Consider the following 15,423-nt stretch of genomic DNA (forward strand, 5'->3'; position numbering starts at 1 on the left):
AGGATCCATAACCACAGAGTGTGGTGATGACGCCGAGCTGGTAACTTCGAGTCTTCGTCAAACTGCTCCCTGGGATTATGGGTCCCGGGCTCGCTTCGCGCCCCGGGACGACAGGAAAGTGCCTGGCGCGACCGAACGCCCAACCCAAAAATTCGTTCCCGGCGGTTCAGAGCGCCTCCAACCCCCCACTCCCGTATTTTCCGCACATTGAAATTCCACGCTTTTTTCCCCCGATTGTTTCGTCGCGCCCCTTCCGACGAAACAATTTGGCGGCGCACGAAACCATTTTCCGCTTTTCGTGCAGACGTCCCGAAACGTTGGCTCATTAACACTTTGATCCAAGGAAACGCCGCTCGGTTGCGGCGCTACGGGGAGCCAAGTCAATGCGGAACGTCATCGCCATCAACGCCCAGGCCAGCCAGAGCATCATCGCCGCTCAGGCGACTTCGGACGATATGCTTCTCGAGAGCATTGCCGACGGCAACCGGACGTCGATGCATATCCTTTATTGCCGCCACAATGTGCGGGTGTACCGCTTCATCCTGCGCATCGTGCGCGACGCCACCGCGGCGGAAGACCTCGTCAGCCAGGTGTTCCTGGACGTGTGGCGGACCGCAGGCCAGTTCCAGGGCCGCTCGCAGGTTTCGACCTGGCTGCTGTCGATCGCCCGCTTCAAGGCGCTGACCGCGATGCGCCAGCGCCGCTTCGAGGACATCGACCAGGAGGACGTGCGCCAGATTCCCGACGGTTCCGATACGCCGGAGACGTCGCTCGACCGCAGCGACACCAGCGCCATCCTGCGCGCCTGCGTGCAGAAGCTGTCGCCCGCGCATCGCGAGATCATCACGCTCGTCTACTACCACGAGAAGTCGGTGGAGGAGGTCGGCCAGATCATCGGCATCCCGCAGAGCACGGTGAAGACGCGGATGTTCTACGCCCGCAAGCAGCTGGCCGAATTGCTTAAAGGAGCCGGCGTCGAGCGTTTCGCCGCCTAAGGTCAACGAATTCAGAGGGATAGGGCCGCCGATCTGGCCCCTCCCCGGACACGGAAGTGTTACCGCCGACGAAACAATTGAAACAAAGCACAACATCAGGCGGAAAAACTTCCCTCCTATAAATCTCACATACGGTTTCGTTAAACCTCCCAAGACCTCCAGCGACCCGGACGATGCCCCCGTCCGGGTCGTTTTGTATTTGGAGGCCCGAGGTGGCCGCCGCAGGCTCCCGCCTCTCCCGCTTGCGGGAGAGGCCGACGCGTAGCGGCGGGTGAGGGTTCTCTCCTCTGGGGGAGTATCCCGTTGTGGAAGCACCCTCTCCCCAACCCTCCCCCGCAGGCGGGGGAAGGAGCGCACCGTCTCCGTGACCCGAGCGCCGCCCCCGTCACGAAGGCGTGACGCCGCGTAACGACATCCCACCTGCCTCCGAACCACCCTCGTGACCTCCATCACGAGTGCGCCATGTTCGAACTTCTCTTCGCCGTCCTCGCCGGCATCCTCACCATCGCCGCGCCCTGCACGCTGCCGATGTTGCCGATCCTGCTCGGCGCCTCGATCGGGCGCGCGGGACATTTGCGGCCGGCGATGATCGCGCTCGGCTTCGTGCTGTCGTTCTCGGCGACCGCGCTGCTGCTGGGCGCGATCACGCGGCTGTTCGATTTCGATCCGAATGTGCTGCGCGAGGCGGCGTCGATCCTGCTGCTCGGCTTCGGCCTTTTGATGCTGTGGCCGGCGCCGTTCGAATGGCTGTCGAGCCGGCTCAACGGCTGGCTCGATCTGGGCAATTCCAGCGCCACCCAGCGCGAGGGCGCGCTCGGCGGCCTCATTCTCGGCACCACGCTCGGGCTGGTCTGGACGCCCTGCGCCGGGCCCGTGCTCGGCTCGATCCTGACCCTGGTTGCGACGTCGACGAATGCCGCCTGGGCCGGCACGCTGCTGATTGCCTACGCCATCGGTGCGGCGATCCCGATGCTGGCGATCGCCTATGGCGGACAGGCCGCAACCACGCGGGTGCGCAGCCTCGCGCGGATATCGCCGCGGCTTCAGCAGGGCTTTGGCGTCGTCGTGATCGGCTTCGCGGTCGCCGCCTATTTCCAATACGACACGCTGATCGTGGCGTGGCTCACCGGCTTCTATCCCACCGGCCAGATCGGCCTGTGATCATCCCTCATCATCACCGGAGGACGCTTCCATGACTTTCAAATTGCTCGCCGTCTCGGCCGCCCTGATCGGCATCACCGTCACCGGCGCGGTCATCCCCGGCATCTGCGAGGAGGCCGCGCGCGCCACGCCCGTCGTCACCGCGGCCGCAGGCCAGCAGACCGCGCCCGATTTCACCGGCATCAACAACTGGTTCAACTCGAAGCCGCTGAGCCTGGCAGACCTTCGCGGCAAGGTCGTGCTGGTCGACTTCTGGACCTATGGCTGCGTCAACTGCGTCAACACGCTGCCGCACGTCACCGATCTCTACGCCAAATACAAGGACAAGGGCCTCATCGTGGTCGGCGTCCACACGCCGGAATTTCCGTTCGAGCACTCGGCCTCCAACGTCCAGGCCGCGCTGAAGCGCCACGGCATCACCTATCCGGTGGCGCAGGATAACGATTCGAAGACCTGGAATGCCTACCGCAACCAGTATTGGCCGGCCCAATACATCATCGACCAGAATGGCAAGATCGTATTTCAGCACGCGGGCGAAGGCCGCTACGAGGAGATCGACCGCACCGTGGCGCGGCTGCTGAATGCGAACAGCTGATGTCGTACGGGTTAGACAAAGAGTCCTATAGGATAAGAGCCCGGCATGGGTCATCATGCATAGGCCGGGCGCGATAGTATAGCTGAGCAGCGAGATCGGCGCCCCCGCAGCCCACAACTTTCGCGTTGTGACGGGAGCGCCGATGCTATCGAACCTTGATCCCATCGTACTCGCACGAGCGCAATTTGCCTTCACGATGTCGTTCCACATCGTGTTTCCTGCGTTCTCGATCGGGCTTGCAAGTTATCTTGCGGTGCTGGAAGCCCTCTGGCTGTGGACCGGCCGCGAGGTATTCCTCAACCTGTTCCACTATTGGCTGAAGATCTTCGCGATCGCGTTCGGCATGGGCGTGGTGTCGGGCATCGTGATGTCCTACCAGTTCGGAACCAACTGGTCGGTGTTCGCCGACAAGACCGGACCGGTCATCGGTCCGTTAATGGCCTACGAGGTGCTGACCGCGTTCTTCCTCGAGGCGGGCTTCCTCGGCGTCATGCTGTTCGGTCTCGAACGCGTCGGCCCGCGGCTGCACTTCGTCGCGACGCTGATGGTCGCGATCGGCACGCTGATCTCGGCGTTCTGGATCCTCTCCGCCAATTCGTGGATGCAGACCCCGGCCGGCTACGCAATCAATCCCGACGGCCAGTTCGTGGTCGCCGACTGGTTCAAGGTGATCTTCAATCCGTCCTTCCCATACCGCCTCGTGCATATGGTGCTCGCCGCCTACCTGACGACGTCGCTCGTGGTCGGCGCGGTCGGCGCATATCACCTGCTGCGCGACCCGCATCTTGCCGGCCCGCGGGTGATGTTCTCGATGGCGATGTGGATGGCGGCCCTGATCGCGCCGATCCAGATCCTGGCCGGCGACCAGCACGGCCTGAACACGCTGGAGCATCAGCCGGCCAAGGTGATGGCGATGGAAGGGCATTACCAGAGCCACAAGGACGGTGCGCCGCTGATTCTGTTCGGCCTGCCCGATCAGGAGGCCGGCCGGGTCGACTACGCGATCGAGATCCCGAAGCTGTCTTCGCTCATCCTCAAGCATTCCCTCGATGCGCCGCTGGCGGGACTTGATACGGTACCGCGCGAAAACTGGCCGCCGGTAGCTATCACGTTCTGGTCGTTCCGCATCATGGTCGCGCTCGGCTTCCTGATCTTCGCGCTCGGGCTGTTCAGCCTGTGGACACGCTGGCGCGGCACCTTGTTCGACTCCCGGCCGCTGCACATCTTCGCGCTGACGATGGGGCCCGCGGGTTTCATCGCGGTGCTCGCGGGCTGGATCACCACAGAGACCGGCCGGCAGCCTTTCACGGTCTACGGCCTGTTGCGAACCGCGGACGCCGTCTCGCCACTGGCTGCGCCCGCGGTGGGCTCGTCATTGCTGGCCTTCGTCGTCGTCTATTTCATCGTGTTCGCGGCGGGCGCCATCTACATCCTGCGCCTGATGGCGGCCTCGCCCCATCACGGCGAGGAAGGGCCGCGCGGCGACATGCCGGCGCGCGCCGCCGGCATCACACCGGCCTCGGGCGTTGCGGGACAGGGGGCGCCGTCATGATTGCCGCCGTCGACCTTGCCACTGTCTGGGCCTTCATCATCGCCTTCGCGGTATTCGTCTATGTCGTGATGGACGGTTTCGATCTCGGTCTCGGCATGCTGTTTCCCTTGTTTCCCGCCAAGGCCGACCGCGACGTCATGATGAACAGCGTGGCACCCGTCTGGGATGGCAACGAGACCTGGCTGGTGCTGGGCGGCGGCGGCCTGATGGCCGCCTTTCCGCTCGCCTATGCGGTGCTGATGCCGGCGCTCTACACACCCATGATCGCCATGCTGATCGGACTGGTCTTCCGCGGTGTCGCGTTCGAGTTCCGCTGGCGCACCACCGCCGCTCGAAACCGATGGGACATCGCCTTTGCCGGAGGATCGTTGCTGGCGACGCTGGCACAGGGCGTCGCCCTTGGCGCCATCCTGCAAGGCGTGCATGTCGAGGGCCGGCATTATGCCGGCGGCTGGTGGGACTGGCTGACGCCGTTCAGCCTGCTGACGGGTGTTGCCCTGGTGATTGGCTATTCCCTGCTTGGCGCCACCTGGCTCATCCTGAAGACCGAGGGCGCGCTGCGCGAGAAGGCCTACCGGCTGAGCTGGGGTCTGCTGTTCGCGATGCTTGCGGCGATCGCACTGGTCAGCATCGCCACGCCGTTTCTCAACATTCAATACGCGCAGCGTTGGTTCGCCTGGCCGAACGTCGCCCTGGCCGCGCCGGTGCCGATCGCGGTCGCCGCCGTCACCGCACTCCTGATCCGCAGCCTTGGGCAAAAGCAGGACTCCCGGCCGTTCTTTCTCGCGCTGGCGTTGTTCGCACTGTCCTATGCCGGGCTGGGTATCAGCATGTATCCCTTCATCGTGCCGCAGAGCATCACGATCTGGCAGGCGGCTGCGCCGCAGAACAGCCAGATCTTCATGCTCGTCGGCGTGGCCGGACTGGTGCCTCTCATTCTTGGCTACACCGGCTGGGCCTATTGGGTCTTCCGCGGCAAGGTCCGGGCCGGGAGCGGTTATCACTGATGCCGCACAAAGCAGAAGCAACGCCGCTGGGGCGACGGCTGATATGGTTCGCCGTTCTCTGGCTCGGCGGCGTGGGCGCAGTCACCGTGATTTCATTCGGTCTCAGACTGTGGCTTGCGCCGAAATGATCGGGCCGGCCACACCCTGAGCGGAACCTCGTTCTCCGCTGCTCAACGCCGACAGCTGATGCCGGATGAAGCGGGCCTTGATGCTGCTTGACTCCACGGACCCGTCCGTGGAGTTTCGCGCTGACGCAATCAGCCGCCCGCAATGGACGACACAATCACCACCACCGACATTCGCCTTCGTGAAGGCGCCTCGATCGCGCAGCGGCTGGTGATGGCCGGCTTCTCCGCCGCCGTCGCCCTCTGCTTCACGCCGGGCCTGTTCACGCATGATACGACGGAGGTGATCATCTCTGTCGTGGCGCTCGTCCTCGGTGCCGTGTTCGTCGTCGGCATCATGATGGCGCCGGCGGTGGTGTGGATCATCACGCCGGACGAAATCCTGATTGGTCAGCAGCGCCCGTTCGGAAAACTCCACACCAGGGTCGTCGCGAAGGACGACATCGCGGGATTACAGGTTCCCGGCAGCAAGCGGGCGAAGGCGCGGTTCCAGCTGGCCTTCACGCTGGCCTCGGGCGAACGGCTGACGTCGCCGCCGATCTCCGACGTCACGCATGTTCATGACACCGTGGCCCGGATCGCCGCCCAGTTCGACGTTCCCGACGTCGAGGCCCCGATCAATCCGCTCGATGCCAGCAATGCCGAGATGCGTCTCGGCGAGCCGCTGGAGCCGTTTCCCGCGAGGGACATCCGGATCGTCGCGATGATCGCCGTGGCTTTGTGCGCGGTTCCTTACGCCTACAAGCTCTGGCGTGGCCTGCCGCCCGGCCCGGTCGATATCATGCTGCTGCCGATCGGCGCGATCGCCGCGTTCGCCGTCTACCGATACGCCAACCTCGTGACCGGCGCGTTCTGGATCATCCGGCAGGCCGACATTCGCGTCGAACGCCTGTGGGGCAACGGCAGCCTGCGCGCCGATCATATCGCAGGACCCGACGTGAAGACGATCAACGTCGAGCGCCGCGGCCGATCCGAGGACGAGCACTGCATCGTCGTGATCCGGCTGCACTCGGGGCGACGATTTCGCAGCCCGCGCATCGGCTCACGGCCGGAGGCGCGGGCGGTGGGGACGGAGATCGTGCGACGGCTGGGGATTGGGGCGGAGAGCAACAAGATTTAGCTGGCATCGCGTGCCAATTGGCGCAGTTCGATTTCACCGCGCGTTCGGTCTGAGCCTTTCCCGCTTGCGGGAGAGGTCGGCGCGCAGCGCCGGGTGAGGGTTCTATCCTCTTGGGGTGTCCCGTTGCGGAGACACCCTCTCCCCAGCCCTCCCCCGCAGGCGGGGGAGGGAGCACACCGCCCTCGTGGCGACGAATACTGCTTTTCGCGCCATCCCCTGTTTGTGGCATTCTCCGATACCGTCAAAAAACCAAAGCATTCTCGTGACATATCAGGACGGCGCGCCATCAACTTGCCATGAACATGCCCCTCAGGTTTGATGGTTCCGAATGATTTGCGCCGTGGCAGTGGGGAGAGCTTGAAATGACGGATTTTCGTCGCCTGACCGGGATTTTCATGGCTGCGGTGGGGCTTATCCTGTCCGCCCCGCAGGCCTTCGCCCAGCAGCCCGACCGCGGCGATGAGCCGGGCCTGGTCGCCGACGACGCCTACCAGCTCGACCCGGAATGGCAGAAGCAGGTCGTCTATTTCCGCACCACCGAGGCGCCGGGCACAATCATCGTTTCGACCGCCGAGCGGCATCTCTATCTGGTGCAGCCGGGCGGGCGCGCGATCCGCTACGGCATCGGCGTCGGCCGCGACGGCTTCCAGTGGCAGGGGCTGGTGACCATCACCAACAAGAAGGAATGGCCGGACTGGACGCCTCCGCCGGAGATGATCCAGCGCCAGCCCTATCTGCCGCGCTTCATGGCCGGCGGTCCCGGCAACCCGCTCGGCGCCCGCGCGATGTATCTCGGCACCACCGTCTATCGCATCCACGGCACCAACCGCCCCGACACGATCGGCACCAAGGTGTCCTCGGGCTGCTTCCGCCTCGTCAACAACGACGTCGCCGACCTCTACAACCGCGTCCCTGTCGGCACCAAGGTGGTGATCCGGCAGAAGCCCGAACTCTGAGGCTTTGATCCGGGCATGGTCCTCCAGAGCATGCTCGTCGCCTCTCCTTCCTAATTCCTTTTCCCGATTATTCGAGAGATCAAAAATGATGCGCACTTTTCGTGGCGGCCTGCTGATCGGGCTCGCGGTCGCCGTGCTGGTCGCCGTTGTGGCCATCATCTACGAATTCTACGACACCCGCACGCTGAAGCGCACCGTGCGCCGCGGCGAGGTGCTGTGCGGCGTCAACAAGGGCCTGCCGGGCTTCTCCTACTCCGAGGACAACAAGACCTGGACCGGCTTCGACGTCGATTTCTGCCGCGCGGTGGCCTCGGCGATCTTCAACGACCCCGGCAAGGCGAAGTTCATCCCGCTCGATGCCGGGGAACGCTTCAAGGAATTGCAGAGCCGCAAGGTGGACATCCTCTCGCGCAACTCGACCTGGAGCATGGCGCGCGAGCTCGATTACGACCTCTATTTCCCCGCCGTCGCCTATTACGACGGCGCCGGCTTCATGCTGCCGCGTTCGCGCAACAAGGAGACGTCGCTGGACCTCGATGGCAGCAAGGTCTGCGTCCAGGCCGGCACCACGACCGCGCTCAACGTCGCCGATTACTTCCGTGCCAACAACATGAAGTATGAGGAGATGAAGTTCGACAAGCTCGACGATGTCGTGAAGGCTTACGACACCGGCAAGTGCGACACGCTCTCCGCCGACGTCTCCCAGCTCTACGCGCTGCGGATCAACCTGGCGAAGCCCGGCGACAACATGATCCTGCCGGACATGATCTCCAAGGAGCCGCTCGCCCCCGTGGTGCGCCAGCGCGACGACGACTGGATGATGATCGTGAAGTGGACGCTCTATGCGATGATCAACGCCGAGGAGCTCGGCGTCACCTCGGAGAACATCGACGAGGCGCTGAAGTCGAAGAAGCCGGAAGTGATGCGGCTGGTCGGTACCGAAGGCAATTACGGCGAACAGCTCGGCCTCACCAAGGATTGGGCCGTCCGCATCATCCGCCACGTCGGCAATTACGGCGAGATGTACGAGCGCAACATCGGCGAGAAGTCGAAGCTGAAGATCCCGCGCGGCATGAACCAGCTGTGGAACGCGGGCGGCGTGCAGTATGCACCGCCGATGAGGTAAGGGGCCTAACGGCCCTCATTTGCGATCTTAGGCTCGCGCTACGTTCTCGATCGTCATGCCCGGGCCTGTCCCGGGCATCGACGTTTTTGAGTCACGTTAAGAACGTGGATGGCCAGGACAAGCCCGGCCATGACGGCTCGTGCCAGCACCGTAGCCCGCATGAGCGAAGCGATATGCGGGGCGGGCCGCGCGACATTCCCGGATGTCGCTTCGCTCATCCGGGCTACAAGCTCTACCCAATGGCCAGCCTCAATATCCCCGCGCCCGCGCCAGCTGCTCGGTGTGGTAGTTCGCGTCGCCGAACAGCTCCTCGCACACCCTTGCGCGCTTCATGAAGAAGCCGATGTCGAACTGATCGGTCATGCCCATGCCGCCGTGCATCTGCACGCCCTCCTGCACCGCGCGCGTGGCGGTGGTGCCGGCGCGGGCCTTTGCCACCGCGACGGCTGACGTTGCCTTGGCAACATCGGCGTCCAGCGCCTGCAGCGCCTTCATGGTGGCGGCGCGGGTGATCTCGATATCGACATAGAGCTCGGCGGCGCGGTGCTGCAGTGCCTGGAATTCGCCGATCAGCTTGCCGAACTGCTTCCTGCTCTTGAGATACTCGACGGTGCGATTGAAGACTTCCTCGCTCAAGCCCACCATTTCGGCGGCGACCGCGCCGCGGCCGATATCGAGCACGCCGTCGAGCAGGGCGGCGCCCTGGTCGACCTCGCCGAGCACATGGTCGGCATTGACCTCGACATTGGTGAGTTCGATCCGCGCCGCATTGTGCGAATCGACCATGATGGTGCGCTCGATCGCGACGCCCTTGGCCTTGGGACTGACGAGGAACAGCGTCAAGCCGTCGCGCTCACCGGCGGCGCCAGCGGTGCGCGCGGCAACGATGAGGAGATCGGCGACATGACCGTCCAGCACGAGCGCTTTGGCGCCCGAGAGCTTGAAGCCGTTGCCGGCGCGCACGGCCTGCAGGCTGGTCTGGAGCGGCCGATGCTTGGCGCCCTCTTCGATCGCCAGCGTCGCGAGCAGCGAGCCATTCGAAATCTTAGGCAGATATTCCGACTTCTGCGCGGCATTGCCGCCGCGGCTCAGCGCCGAGGCCGCGACCACGGAGGTGGCGAGGAACGGCGACGGCATCAGGGTGCGGCCGATCTCCTCCATCAGGACACCGGCCTCGACATAGCCGAGCCCGCTGCCGCCGAATTCTTCCGGCACCAGCAGGCCGGCAAAACCCATCTCGGCGAAGGAATGCCAGAGCTCCCTGGAGAAGCCGGTCGGGTCCTTGTCATCGCGCAGGGATCGCAGATGCGAGACCGGCGCCTTGTCGCTGATCAGCCCGCGCGCTGAGTCGCGGAGCATCGATTGTTCTTCGGTGAGGACGAGGGCCATGTGCGTGTTTCCGATTCGAAATCTGTTGGTCTTCGTCATTCAGGGATGCGCCGTAAGGCGCAGGCCCGGAATCCATACTCCCGACTGGTGGTTATGGATTCCGGGCTCGCCGCTACCGCGGCGCCCCGGAATGACGGGTGGTGAGAGCGCGGCTCACGCCCCCGGCAAATCCAGGATGCGTTTGGCGACGATGCCGAGCATCACCTCGGTGGTGCCGCCCTCGATCGAGTTGGCCTTGGTGCGCAGCCATGCGCGCGGGCGGGCGCCCTGCCTGGAGCGCTCGCTCTCCCATTCCAGCGCATCGATGCCGCCGGCCGCCATCAGGATCTCATGGCGGCGCTTGTTAAGCTCGGTGCCGTAATATTTCATCGCCGACGAGAACGCCGGATGGGCCTGTCCCGCCTTGGCGAGATCGACCGCGCGCTCGGCGCAGGCCGCGAGCGCGGCTTCATCGACGTCGAACGTCGCGATCTCTGCACGCAACATCGAATCGTCCAGCTTGCCTTGCGCATCGGTGCCGACGGAATCCGCCGCGATCTGGCCGAGCGGCCGGCCGACGCCGCGCTCGCCCATCCCCGAGATCATCGCGCGTTCGTGCTGCAGCAGATATTTCGCGACGTCCCAGCCGCGGTTGACGGTGCCGACCACATGCGACTTCGGCACGCGGACGCCGTCGAAGAAGGTCTCGCAGAACGGCGAATAGCCGGAGATCAGAAGGATCGGCTTGGTCGTCACGCCCTTCGAGGTCATGTCGAACAGGATGAAGCTGATGCCGTCGTGCTTCTTGGCCGCGGGATCGGTGCGGACGAGGCAGAAGATCCAGTCGGCATAGTTGGCGTAGGAGGTCCAGATCTTCGAGCCGGTGATGACGAAATCGTCGCCGTCGCTCTCGGCACGGGTCTGCAGCGAAGCAAGGTCGGAGCCGGCGTTCGGCTCGGAATAGCCCTGGCACCAGCGGATCTGTCCAGCTGCGATCTTCGGCAGGTGCTCCTTCTTCTGCGCGTCGTTGCCGTATTTGAGCAGCGCCGGTCCGAGCATCCAGATGCCGAAGCTCGACAGCGGCGGACGGACGCCGATCCTGCCCATCTCGGCGCGCAGCACCTTGTGCTCGGCGGCGCTGAGGCCGCCGCCGCCATATTCCTTGGGCCAATCAGGCACGGTCCAGCCCTTGTCGCGCATGCGCTCGAACCAGATGCGCTGCGGCTCGGACGAGAACTTTGCGTTGCGGCCGCCCCAGAACACGTCGGCATCCGAGGTCGCGGGCTTGCGCATCTCCGGCGGGCAATTGGCTTCCAGCCAGGCGCGCGTCTCGGCGCGGAATGTTTCGAGATCGGCCGTCTCAGTGTCACTCATGGTCGTTTCCATCAATCAAATCGACTTGTTGGGCACGACTCTGGGCCAAGCCCTCGTGGAATTCAACCACTTCCGCGAGCCCACATTCGGCTATAGTCGCCGCCATGACGGTGCTTGAAAACAAAGAGGAAACGACAATGCGCCTGAAACTTCTTTCGCCTGGCGAAATGAACGAGAGTCAGCGGCAGACCTATGACGAGTCGATCGCCGGCAAGCGCGGCAAGCCGCCAGCGCCGATGATGGCCTGGCTCAACAGCCCGGACATGGCCCGTCACGCCACGCGGCTCGGCGAGGTGCTGCGCTACGACACGATGTTTCCCGCAAAACTTTCGGAGATCGCGATCCTGGTCACGGCGCGGCACTGGACCGCGCATTACGAATGGTACGCGCATAAGCGCCTCGCGCTCGCCGGCGGCATGAAGCCTGAGATCATCGACGCCATCCGCGACCGCCGCACGCCCGCGTTCGACGATCCCAAGGGCCAGATGATCTACGATCTGGCGAAGTCGCTGCACGAGGGCCACGGCGTCGAGAAGGTTCTCTATAATGAGGCGGTGAAGCTGCTCGGCGAGCGCGGCGTGGTCGAGGTGATCGGCCTGTGCGGCTATTACACGATGGTGTCGATGACGCTGAACACGTTCGAGTTCGAGCTGCCGGAGGGCGAGGTGCCGGAGCTGACCTAGCTTCTGATCCCGAGGCGCAATTGCGCAACGGGAAACGCTGGGTTTCGGGATCGGCCGTAGCACCGCGCCGGTGCTCGCCCTATGTGCATGCTTTCAACGGAGCAATCCCATGTCGCAAAGCGCAGCCGTCGATGCCGGCACAAGGATCGGCCACGTTCACCTCAAGGTCGCCGATCTCGATCGCGCGCTCGGCTTCTATTGCGGCGTGCTCGGCTTCGAGCTGATGCAGCGCATGGGCTCCGGCGCGGCCTTCATCTCGGCCGGCGGCTATCATCACCACATCGGGCTCAACACCTGGGAGAGCAAGGGCGGCTCGCCGCCGCCGCCCGGCACGACGGGGCTCTATCACACCGCGATCCTCTATCCGACGCGCGCAGCTCTTGCCGACGCGCTGCACCGCGTGCTCACGGCCGGCATTGCGCTGGACGGCGCCAGCGATCACGGCGTCAGCGAGGCGCTGTATTTGCGCGATCCCGACCAGAACGGCGTCGAGCTGTATCGCGACAGGCCGAAGGAGCAATGGCCGCTCGGGCCGGACGGCAAGCTTTCGATGTTCACCAAGCGGCTGGACGTGGAGGCATTGTTGCGAGAGCGGGAGGCATGATGCCGTAGCCGTAGGGTGGGCAAAGCGAAGCGTGCCCACCGATTCTCTCATCGCGCGTCGAGAGGAAGATGGTGGGCACGGCGCTTCGCGCCTTTGCCCACCCTACGAGAGCTTCGTCCGCGGCGCCCCTCGCACCATGATCAGCGCAGCTGCCACCACCTCCAACGCAATGCAGAGATAGAACGGCAGCGCGTAACCGCCGGACCAGTCGCGCAAGGCCCCGACGACACCCGGGCCGAACGCATAGGTCACCTGGTTGATCGCGGTGTTGAGGCTGATCAGCACGCCGAACGACGCCGAATCGAACTCCCGCTGCACGATCAGCGAAGGCAACGTGATGAGGTTGCCGACCGAGAAGCCGAACAATGCGCAGGCTGCGATCAGCGCATAGTCGTCGTGCAGGTTGATGACGACGAGGAGTGCCGCGGCCTGGCTGAGGAACGACAGCGCGGAGGCCAGGCGCTGGTTGAGGCGGTCGATCACCAATGAGAACAGTACGCGGCCGACCACGGCCATCGCGGTCAGCACCGCGACGGCGACCGCGGCGCGCTCGCGGCCGATCACGGGATCGAGGAACGAGATCAGGTGGACGATGAAGCCGACCTGCGCGAACAGCACCAGCGCGAACGCAATCGTCACCGTGAGGAAGCCGACGTCGCGCAGCGCCCATGCGCGGATCTGCGTCGATGATTGCGGCTTCGCCTTCGCCGACGCGTGCCGGCCGTGGAGATCGGGCGGCCGGCCGACGACGAGAAGGATCACCGGCAGCAGCAGCACCAGCATGGCGCCGGCGGCGGCATACATCGCGCCGGCAAAGCCTATATGGCCGATCAGGGTCACCAGCAGCGGCACGCCGACGATGCCGCCGAAACTGGCGCCGTTCAACGCGAGGCTGATCGCCATGCCGCGCTTGTGGTCGAACCACAGGCTGATCGTGTTGGTGATCATGGCGAGACTGGTGCCGGCCCAGCCGAAGGCGAGCACGGCGTCGGCGAGATAAAGCTGCCAGGGCTCGCGCACCGCGCCGATGGCAACGCTGGCTGCCGCCATCGCCAGCGTGCCGGCAACCAGGCAGAGGCGCGGGCCGTATCTCCTCACGGCCTCGCCGACGAAGACGACGAGCAGCGCGCCGAACAGATAGAAGAACGTGGTGCCTGACGAGATCAGCGTGGTCGGCCAGCCCCGCGCGCGCTGCAGCTCGGCGACATAGACGCTCTGGCCGTAGAAGCCGAGCCCCCAGCCGAAGGTCGCCAGCAGGAAGCAGACCGCGACGATGCGCCAGCCTTCGTAGCGGAGGGAGGCTTCGTCGACGGGCGCGGTGGTGTGGGGATTGTCGAGCATTTGCGCTGGTCCTTCGTTTCCCCCGCGAGCGCACTGCCTTACGCTCGTCTGTTGATGACGAGCATCATGTAACAACCGCGTCCCCAAAAATCACTTCGACCTGGATCGAAGTATCAACGCTGCTGACAATCTCCTGCCAGTCAAATCGCGTCCGGGAACTCGCCCATCGCCGCCTCCAGCCGCGCCTTGCGGCGGCGGGCCCAGGAGACCAGCGAGAGCACGACGAGGCCGAGAATCACCGGCGGGAACACCACCAGGTTCACCGCCGACCAGCCATAGTTGGCGAGCAATTGCCCGGAGGAGAACGAGCCGATCGCCATCATGCCGAACACCAGGAAATCGTTGAAGGCCTGCACCTTGTTACGCTCCTGCGAGCGGTGCGTCTCCAGCACCAGCGCGGAGGCGCCGATGAAGGAGAAATTCCAGCCGACGCCGAGCACGATCAGCGTGGCCCAGAAATGCATCGCGGTGAGACCCGAGAGGCCGATGCCGGCGGCGCCGGCCTCCAGCAGCAGGCCGGCGGCGACGACCTTCTGCGCGCCGAAGCGGGAGATCAGCGTGCCGGTGAAGAAGCTCGGCCCGTACATCGCGACGATGTGCCATTGAATGCCGAAATTGGAATCGGAGACGGACAGGCCGCACATCTTCATGGCGAGCGGTGCCGAAGTCATCACCAGATTCATCATCGGATAGGAGATGATGCCGCACAGCGCCGCGGCGATGAAGCGCGGCTGCGTCACGATCGTGAGCAGCGGCCGGCCGCCATGCAGATCGGCCGGCGCGGGCTTGGGCATGTCGACGCCGGCGACGATCCCCATCGCGATCAGTGCAACGGCGGCCTGGACCAGAAAGCTGAAGGCGAACAAATAGGGCTGCCAGACATCCATGGTCCATTGCACGAGCTGCGGACCGAGCACGCCGGCGAACACCCCGCCCGCCATCACCCAGGACACCGCCTTGGGCCGGTAGGCCGCGCTGGCGCCGTCGGCGGCGGCGAAGCGGTAGGACTGCGCCACGGAGCCGTAGAGGCCGCCGAGGAAGGTCGCGATGCAGAACAGCGCGAACGAGCCGTGCAGGATCGCGAACGAGCCGAGCAGGCCGGTGAGCGTGCCGAGGCCGGTGCCGATGACGAAGGCCGCGCGGCGCCCGAAGCGGCGCGAGATCGCGCCGGTCGGCAGCGTGCCGGCCGCGAGTCCGACCACATACATCGAGATCGGCACGGTCGCGAACGACATGTCGGGCGCGAGCGTGGCTCCGACGATGGCGCCGGTGGCGAAGATCACGGCCGAGTTGGCGCCGGTCAGCGCCTGGGCTGCGGCCAGGCGCACCACATTGGCGCGCACGCGGGCGTCGGCGGCGATCTCATGGGCAGACGTCACGTCAAGCATCGGCATTTCCGCCCCGAGGGGACTATCA

The 15,423-nt window shown here is 64.9% G+C and carries 14 protein-coding genes; 10 read left to right on the plus strand and 4 right to left on the minus strand.

Annotation, left to right across the window (positions count from 1 at the left end):
• The first annotated feature begins 383 nt into the window (after window positions 1-383).
• From CIT39_RS32230 to CIT39_RS32270, 8 genes are all read left to right on the plus strand, one after another.
• Window positions 384-995: a sigma-70 family RNA polymerase sigma factor gene (locus CIT39_RS32230; RefSeq protein WP_094892568.1), complete on the plus strand. Its 612-nt coding sequence runs from the start codon at window positions 384-386 to the stop codon at window positions 993-995.
• A gap of 462 nt (window positions 996-1,457) precedes the next feature.
• Window positions 1,458-2,156, plus strand: coding sequence for a cytochrome c biogenesis CcdA family protein (locus tag CIT39_RS32235; RefSeq protein ID WP_094976304.1), 699 nt, complete (start codon window positions 1,458-1,460; stop codon window positions 2,154-2,156).
• A 31-nt stretch (window positions 2,157-2,187) separates the two neighbouring features.
• Window positions 2,188-2,751: a thioredoxin family protein gene (locus CIT39_RS32240; protein ID WP_094976303.1), complete on the plus strand. Its 564-nt coding sequence runs from the start codon at window positions 2,188-2,190 to the stop codon at window positions 2,749-2,751.
• Between the two features lie 142 nt (window positions 2,752-2,893).
• The gene (locus CIT39_RS32245) at window positions 2,894-4,303 is read left to right on the plus strand and encodes a cytochrome ubiquinol oxidase subunit I (protein ID WP_094976302.1); all 1,410 of its coding nucleotides are present in this window, start codon (window positions 2,894-2,896) and stop codon (window positions 4,301-4,303) included.
• Window positions 4,300-5,310 (plus strand): cytochrome d ubiquinol oxidase subunit II, encoded by a 1,011-nt coding sequence (gene cydB, locus CIT39_RS32250; RefSeq protein WP_094976301.1) that lies wholly within the window; start codon window positions 4,300-4,302, stop codon window positions 5,308-5,310. Before CIT39_RS32245 ends, cydB begins: the two co-directional genes overlap by 4 nt.
• A 270-nt stretch (window positions 5,311-5,580) precedes the next feature.
• Window positions 5,581-6,555 carry a hypothetical protein gene (locus tag CIT39_RS32260; RefSeq protein ID WP_094976299.1) on the plus strand — a complete coding sequence of 325 codons (975 nt, stop codon included), beginning with the start codon at window positions 5,581-5,583 and terminating at the stop codon, window positions 6,553-6,555.
• 362 nt (window positions 6,556-6,917) lie between these two features.
• Window positions 6,918-7,511 (plus strand): L,D-transpeptidase, encoded by a 594-nt coding sequence (locus tag CIT39_RS32265; protein ID WP_094976298.1) that lies wholly within the window; start codon window positions 6,918-6,920, stop codon window positions 7,509-7,511.
• A gap of 88 nt (window positions 7,512-7,599) precedes the next feature.
• Window positions 7,600-8,637 (plus strand): amino acid ABC transporter substrate-binding protein, encoded by a 1,038-nt coding sequence (locus CIT39_RS32270; RefSeq protein WP_094977023.1) that lies wholly within the window; start codon window positions 7,600-7,602, stop codon window positions 8,635-8,637.
• Window positions 8,638-8,886: 249 nt separating this feature from the next.
• On the opposite strand, the gene CIT39_RS32275 is transcribed toward CIT39_RS32270, so the two are convergent.
• Window positions 8,887-10,026 (minus strand): acyl-CoA dehydrogenase family protein, encoded by a 1,140-nt coding sequence (locus CIT39_RS32275; protein ID WP_094976297.1) that lies wholly within the window; start codon window positions 10,024-10,026, stop codon window positions 8,887-8,889.
• Window positions 10,027-10,179: 153 nt separating this feature from the next.
• Window positions 10,180-11,379 carry an acyl-CoA dehydrogenase family protein gene (locus CIT39_RS32280; RefSeq protein ID WP_162308801.1) on the minus strand — a complete coding sequence of 400 codons (1,200 nt, stop codon included), beginning with the start codon at window positions 11,377-11,379 and terminating at the stop codon, window positions 10,180-10,182.
• A 137-nt stretch (window positions 11,380-11,516) separates the two neighbouring features.
• On the opposite strand from CIT39_RS32280, the gene CIT39_RS32285 reads away from it, so the two are divergent.
• Both CIT39_RS32285 and CIT39_RS32290 read left to right on the plus strand, forming a co-directional pair.
• Window positions 11,517-12,062 (plus strand): carboxymuconolactone decarboxylase family protein, encoded by a 546-nt coding sequence (locus CIT39_RS32285; protein ID WP_094977022.1) that lies wholly within the window; start codon window positions 11,517-11,519, stop codon window positions 12,060-12,062.
• Window positions 12,063-12,171: 109 nt separating this feature from the next.
• On the plus strand, window positions 12,172-12,666 hold the full coding sequence (locus CIT39_RS32290; RefSeq protein ID WP_094976295.1) for a VOC family protein: 495 nt from the start codon (window positions 12,172-12,174) through the stop codon (window positions 12,664-12,666).
• Between the two features lie 102 nt (window positions 12,667-12,768).
• Here CIT39_RS32290 and CIT39_RS32295 read toward each other — a convergent pair whose 3' ends face one another.
• Together CIT39_RS32295 and CIT39_RS32300 are read right to left on the minus strand one after the other, a co-directional pair.
• Window positions 12,769-14,007 (minus strand): MFS transporter, encoded by a 1,239-nt coding sequence (locus tag CIT39_RS32295; RefSeq protein WP_094976294.1) that lies wholly within the window; start codon window positions 14,005-14,007, stop codon window positions 12,769-12,771.
• Between the two features lie 140 nt (window positions 14,008-14,147).
• Window positions 14,148-15,395 (minus strand): MFS transporter, encoded by a 1,248-nt coding sequence (locus CIT39_RS32300; RefSeq protein ID WP_162308802.1) that lies wholly within the window; start codon window positions 15,393-15,395, stop codon window positions 14,148-14,150.
• Between the last annotated feature and the right edge of the window lie 28 nt (window positions 15,396-15,423).

Origin of the sequence: Bradyrhizobium symbiodeficiens (assembly GCF_002266465.3) — a bacterium.
Classification (GTDB): domain Bacteria; phylum Pseudomonadota; class Alphaproteobacteria; order Rhizobiales; family Xanthobacteraceae; genus Bradyrhizobium; species Bradyrhizobium symbiodeficiens.

Excerpts from the sequence above, each read along its gene's own strand:
- CIT39_RS32295 (WP_094976294.1), bottom strand. The coding sequence starts at position 14,007 with ATGCTCGACAATCCCCACACCACCGCGCCCGTCGACGAAGCCTCCCTC.
- CIT39_RS32260 (WP_094976299.1), top strand. The coding sequence starts at position 5,581 with ATGGACGACACAATCACCACCACCGACATTCGCCTTCGTGAAGGCGCC.
- CIT39_RS32230 (WP_094892568.1), top strand. The coding sequence starts at position 384 with ATGCGGAACGTCATCGCCATCAACGCCCAGGCCAGCCAGAGCATCATC.
- CIT39_RS32265 (WP_094976298.1), top strand. The coding sequence starts at position 6,918 with ATGACGGATTTTCGTCGCCTGACCGGGATTTTCATGGCTGCGGTGGGG.
- CIT39_RS32290 (WP_094976295.1), top strand. The coding sequence starts at position 12,172 with ATGTCGCAAAGCGCAGCCGTCGATGCCGGCACAAGGATCGGCCACGTT.
- CIT39_RS32270 (WP_094977023.1), top strand. The coding sequence starts at position 7,600 with ATGCGCACTTTTCGTGGCGGCCTGCTGATCGGGCTCGCGGTCGCCGTG.
- CIT39_RS32245 (WP_094976302.1), top strand. The coding sequence starts at position 2,894 with ATGCTATCGAACCTTGATCCCATCGTACTCGCACGAGCGCAATTTGCC.
- CIT39_RS32275 (WP_094976297.1), bottom strand. The coding sequence starts at position 10,026 with ATGGCCCTCGTCCTCACCGAAGAACAATCGATGCTCCGCGACTCAGCG.
- cydB (WP_094976301.1), top strand. The coding sequence starts at position 4,300 with ATGATTGCCGCCGTCGACCTTGCCACTGTCTGGGCCTTCATCATCGCC.
- CIT39_RS32240 (WP_094976303.1), top strand. The coding sequence starts at position 2,188 with ATGACTTTCAAATTGCTCGCCGTCTCGGCCGCCCTGATCGGCATCACC.
- CIT39_RS32280 (WP_162308801.1), bottom strand. The coding sequence starts at position 11,379 with ATGAGTGACACTGAGACGGCCGATCTCGAAACATTCCGCGCCGAGACG.
- CIT39_RS32235 (WP_094976304.1), top strand. The coding sequence starts at position 1,458 with ATGTTCGAACTTCTCTTCGCCGTCCTCGCCGGCATCCTCACCATCGCC.
- CIT39_RS32285 (WP_094977022.1), top strand. The coding sequence starts at position 11,517 with ATGCGCCTGAAACTTCTTTCGCCTGGCGAAATGAACGAGAGTCAGCGG.
- CIT39_RS32300 (WP_162308802.1), bottom strand. The coding sequence starts at position 15,395 with ATGCTTGACGTGACGTCTGCCCATGAGATCGCCGCCGACGCCCGCGTG.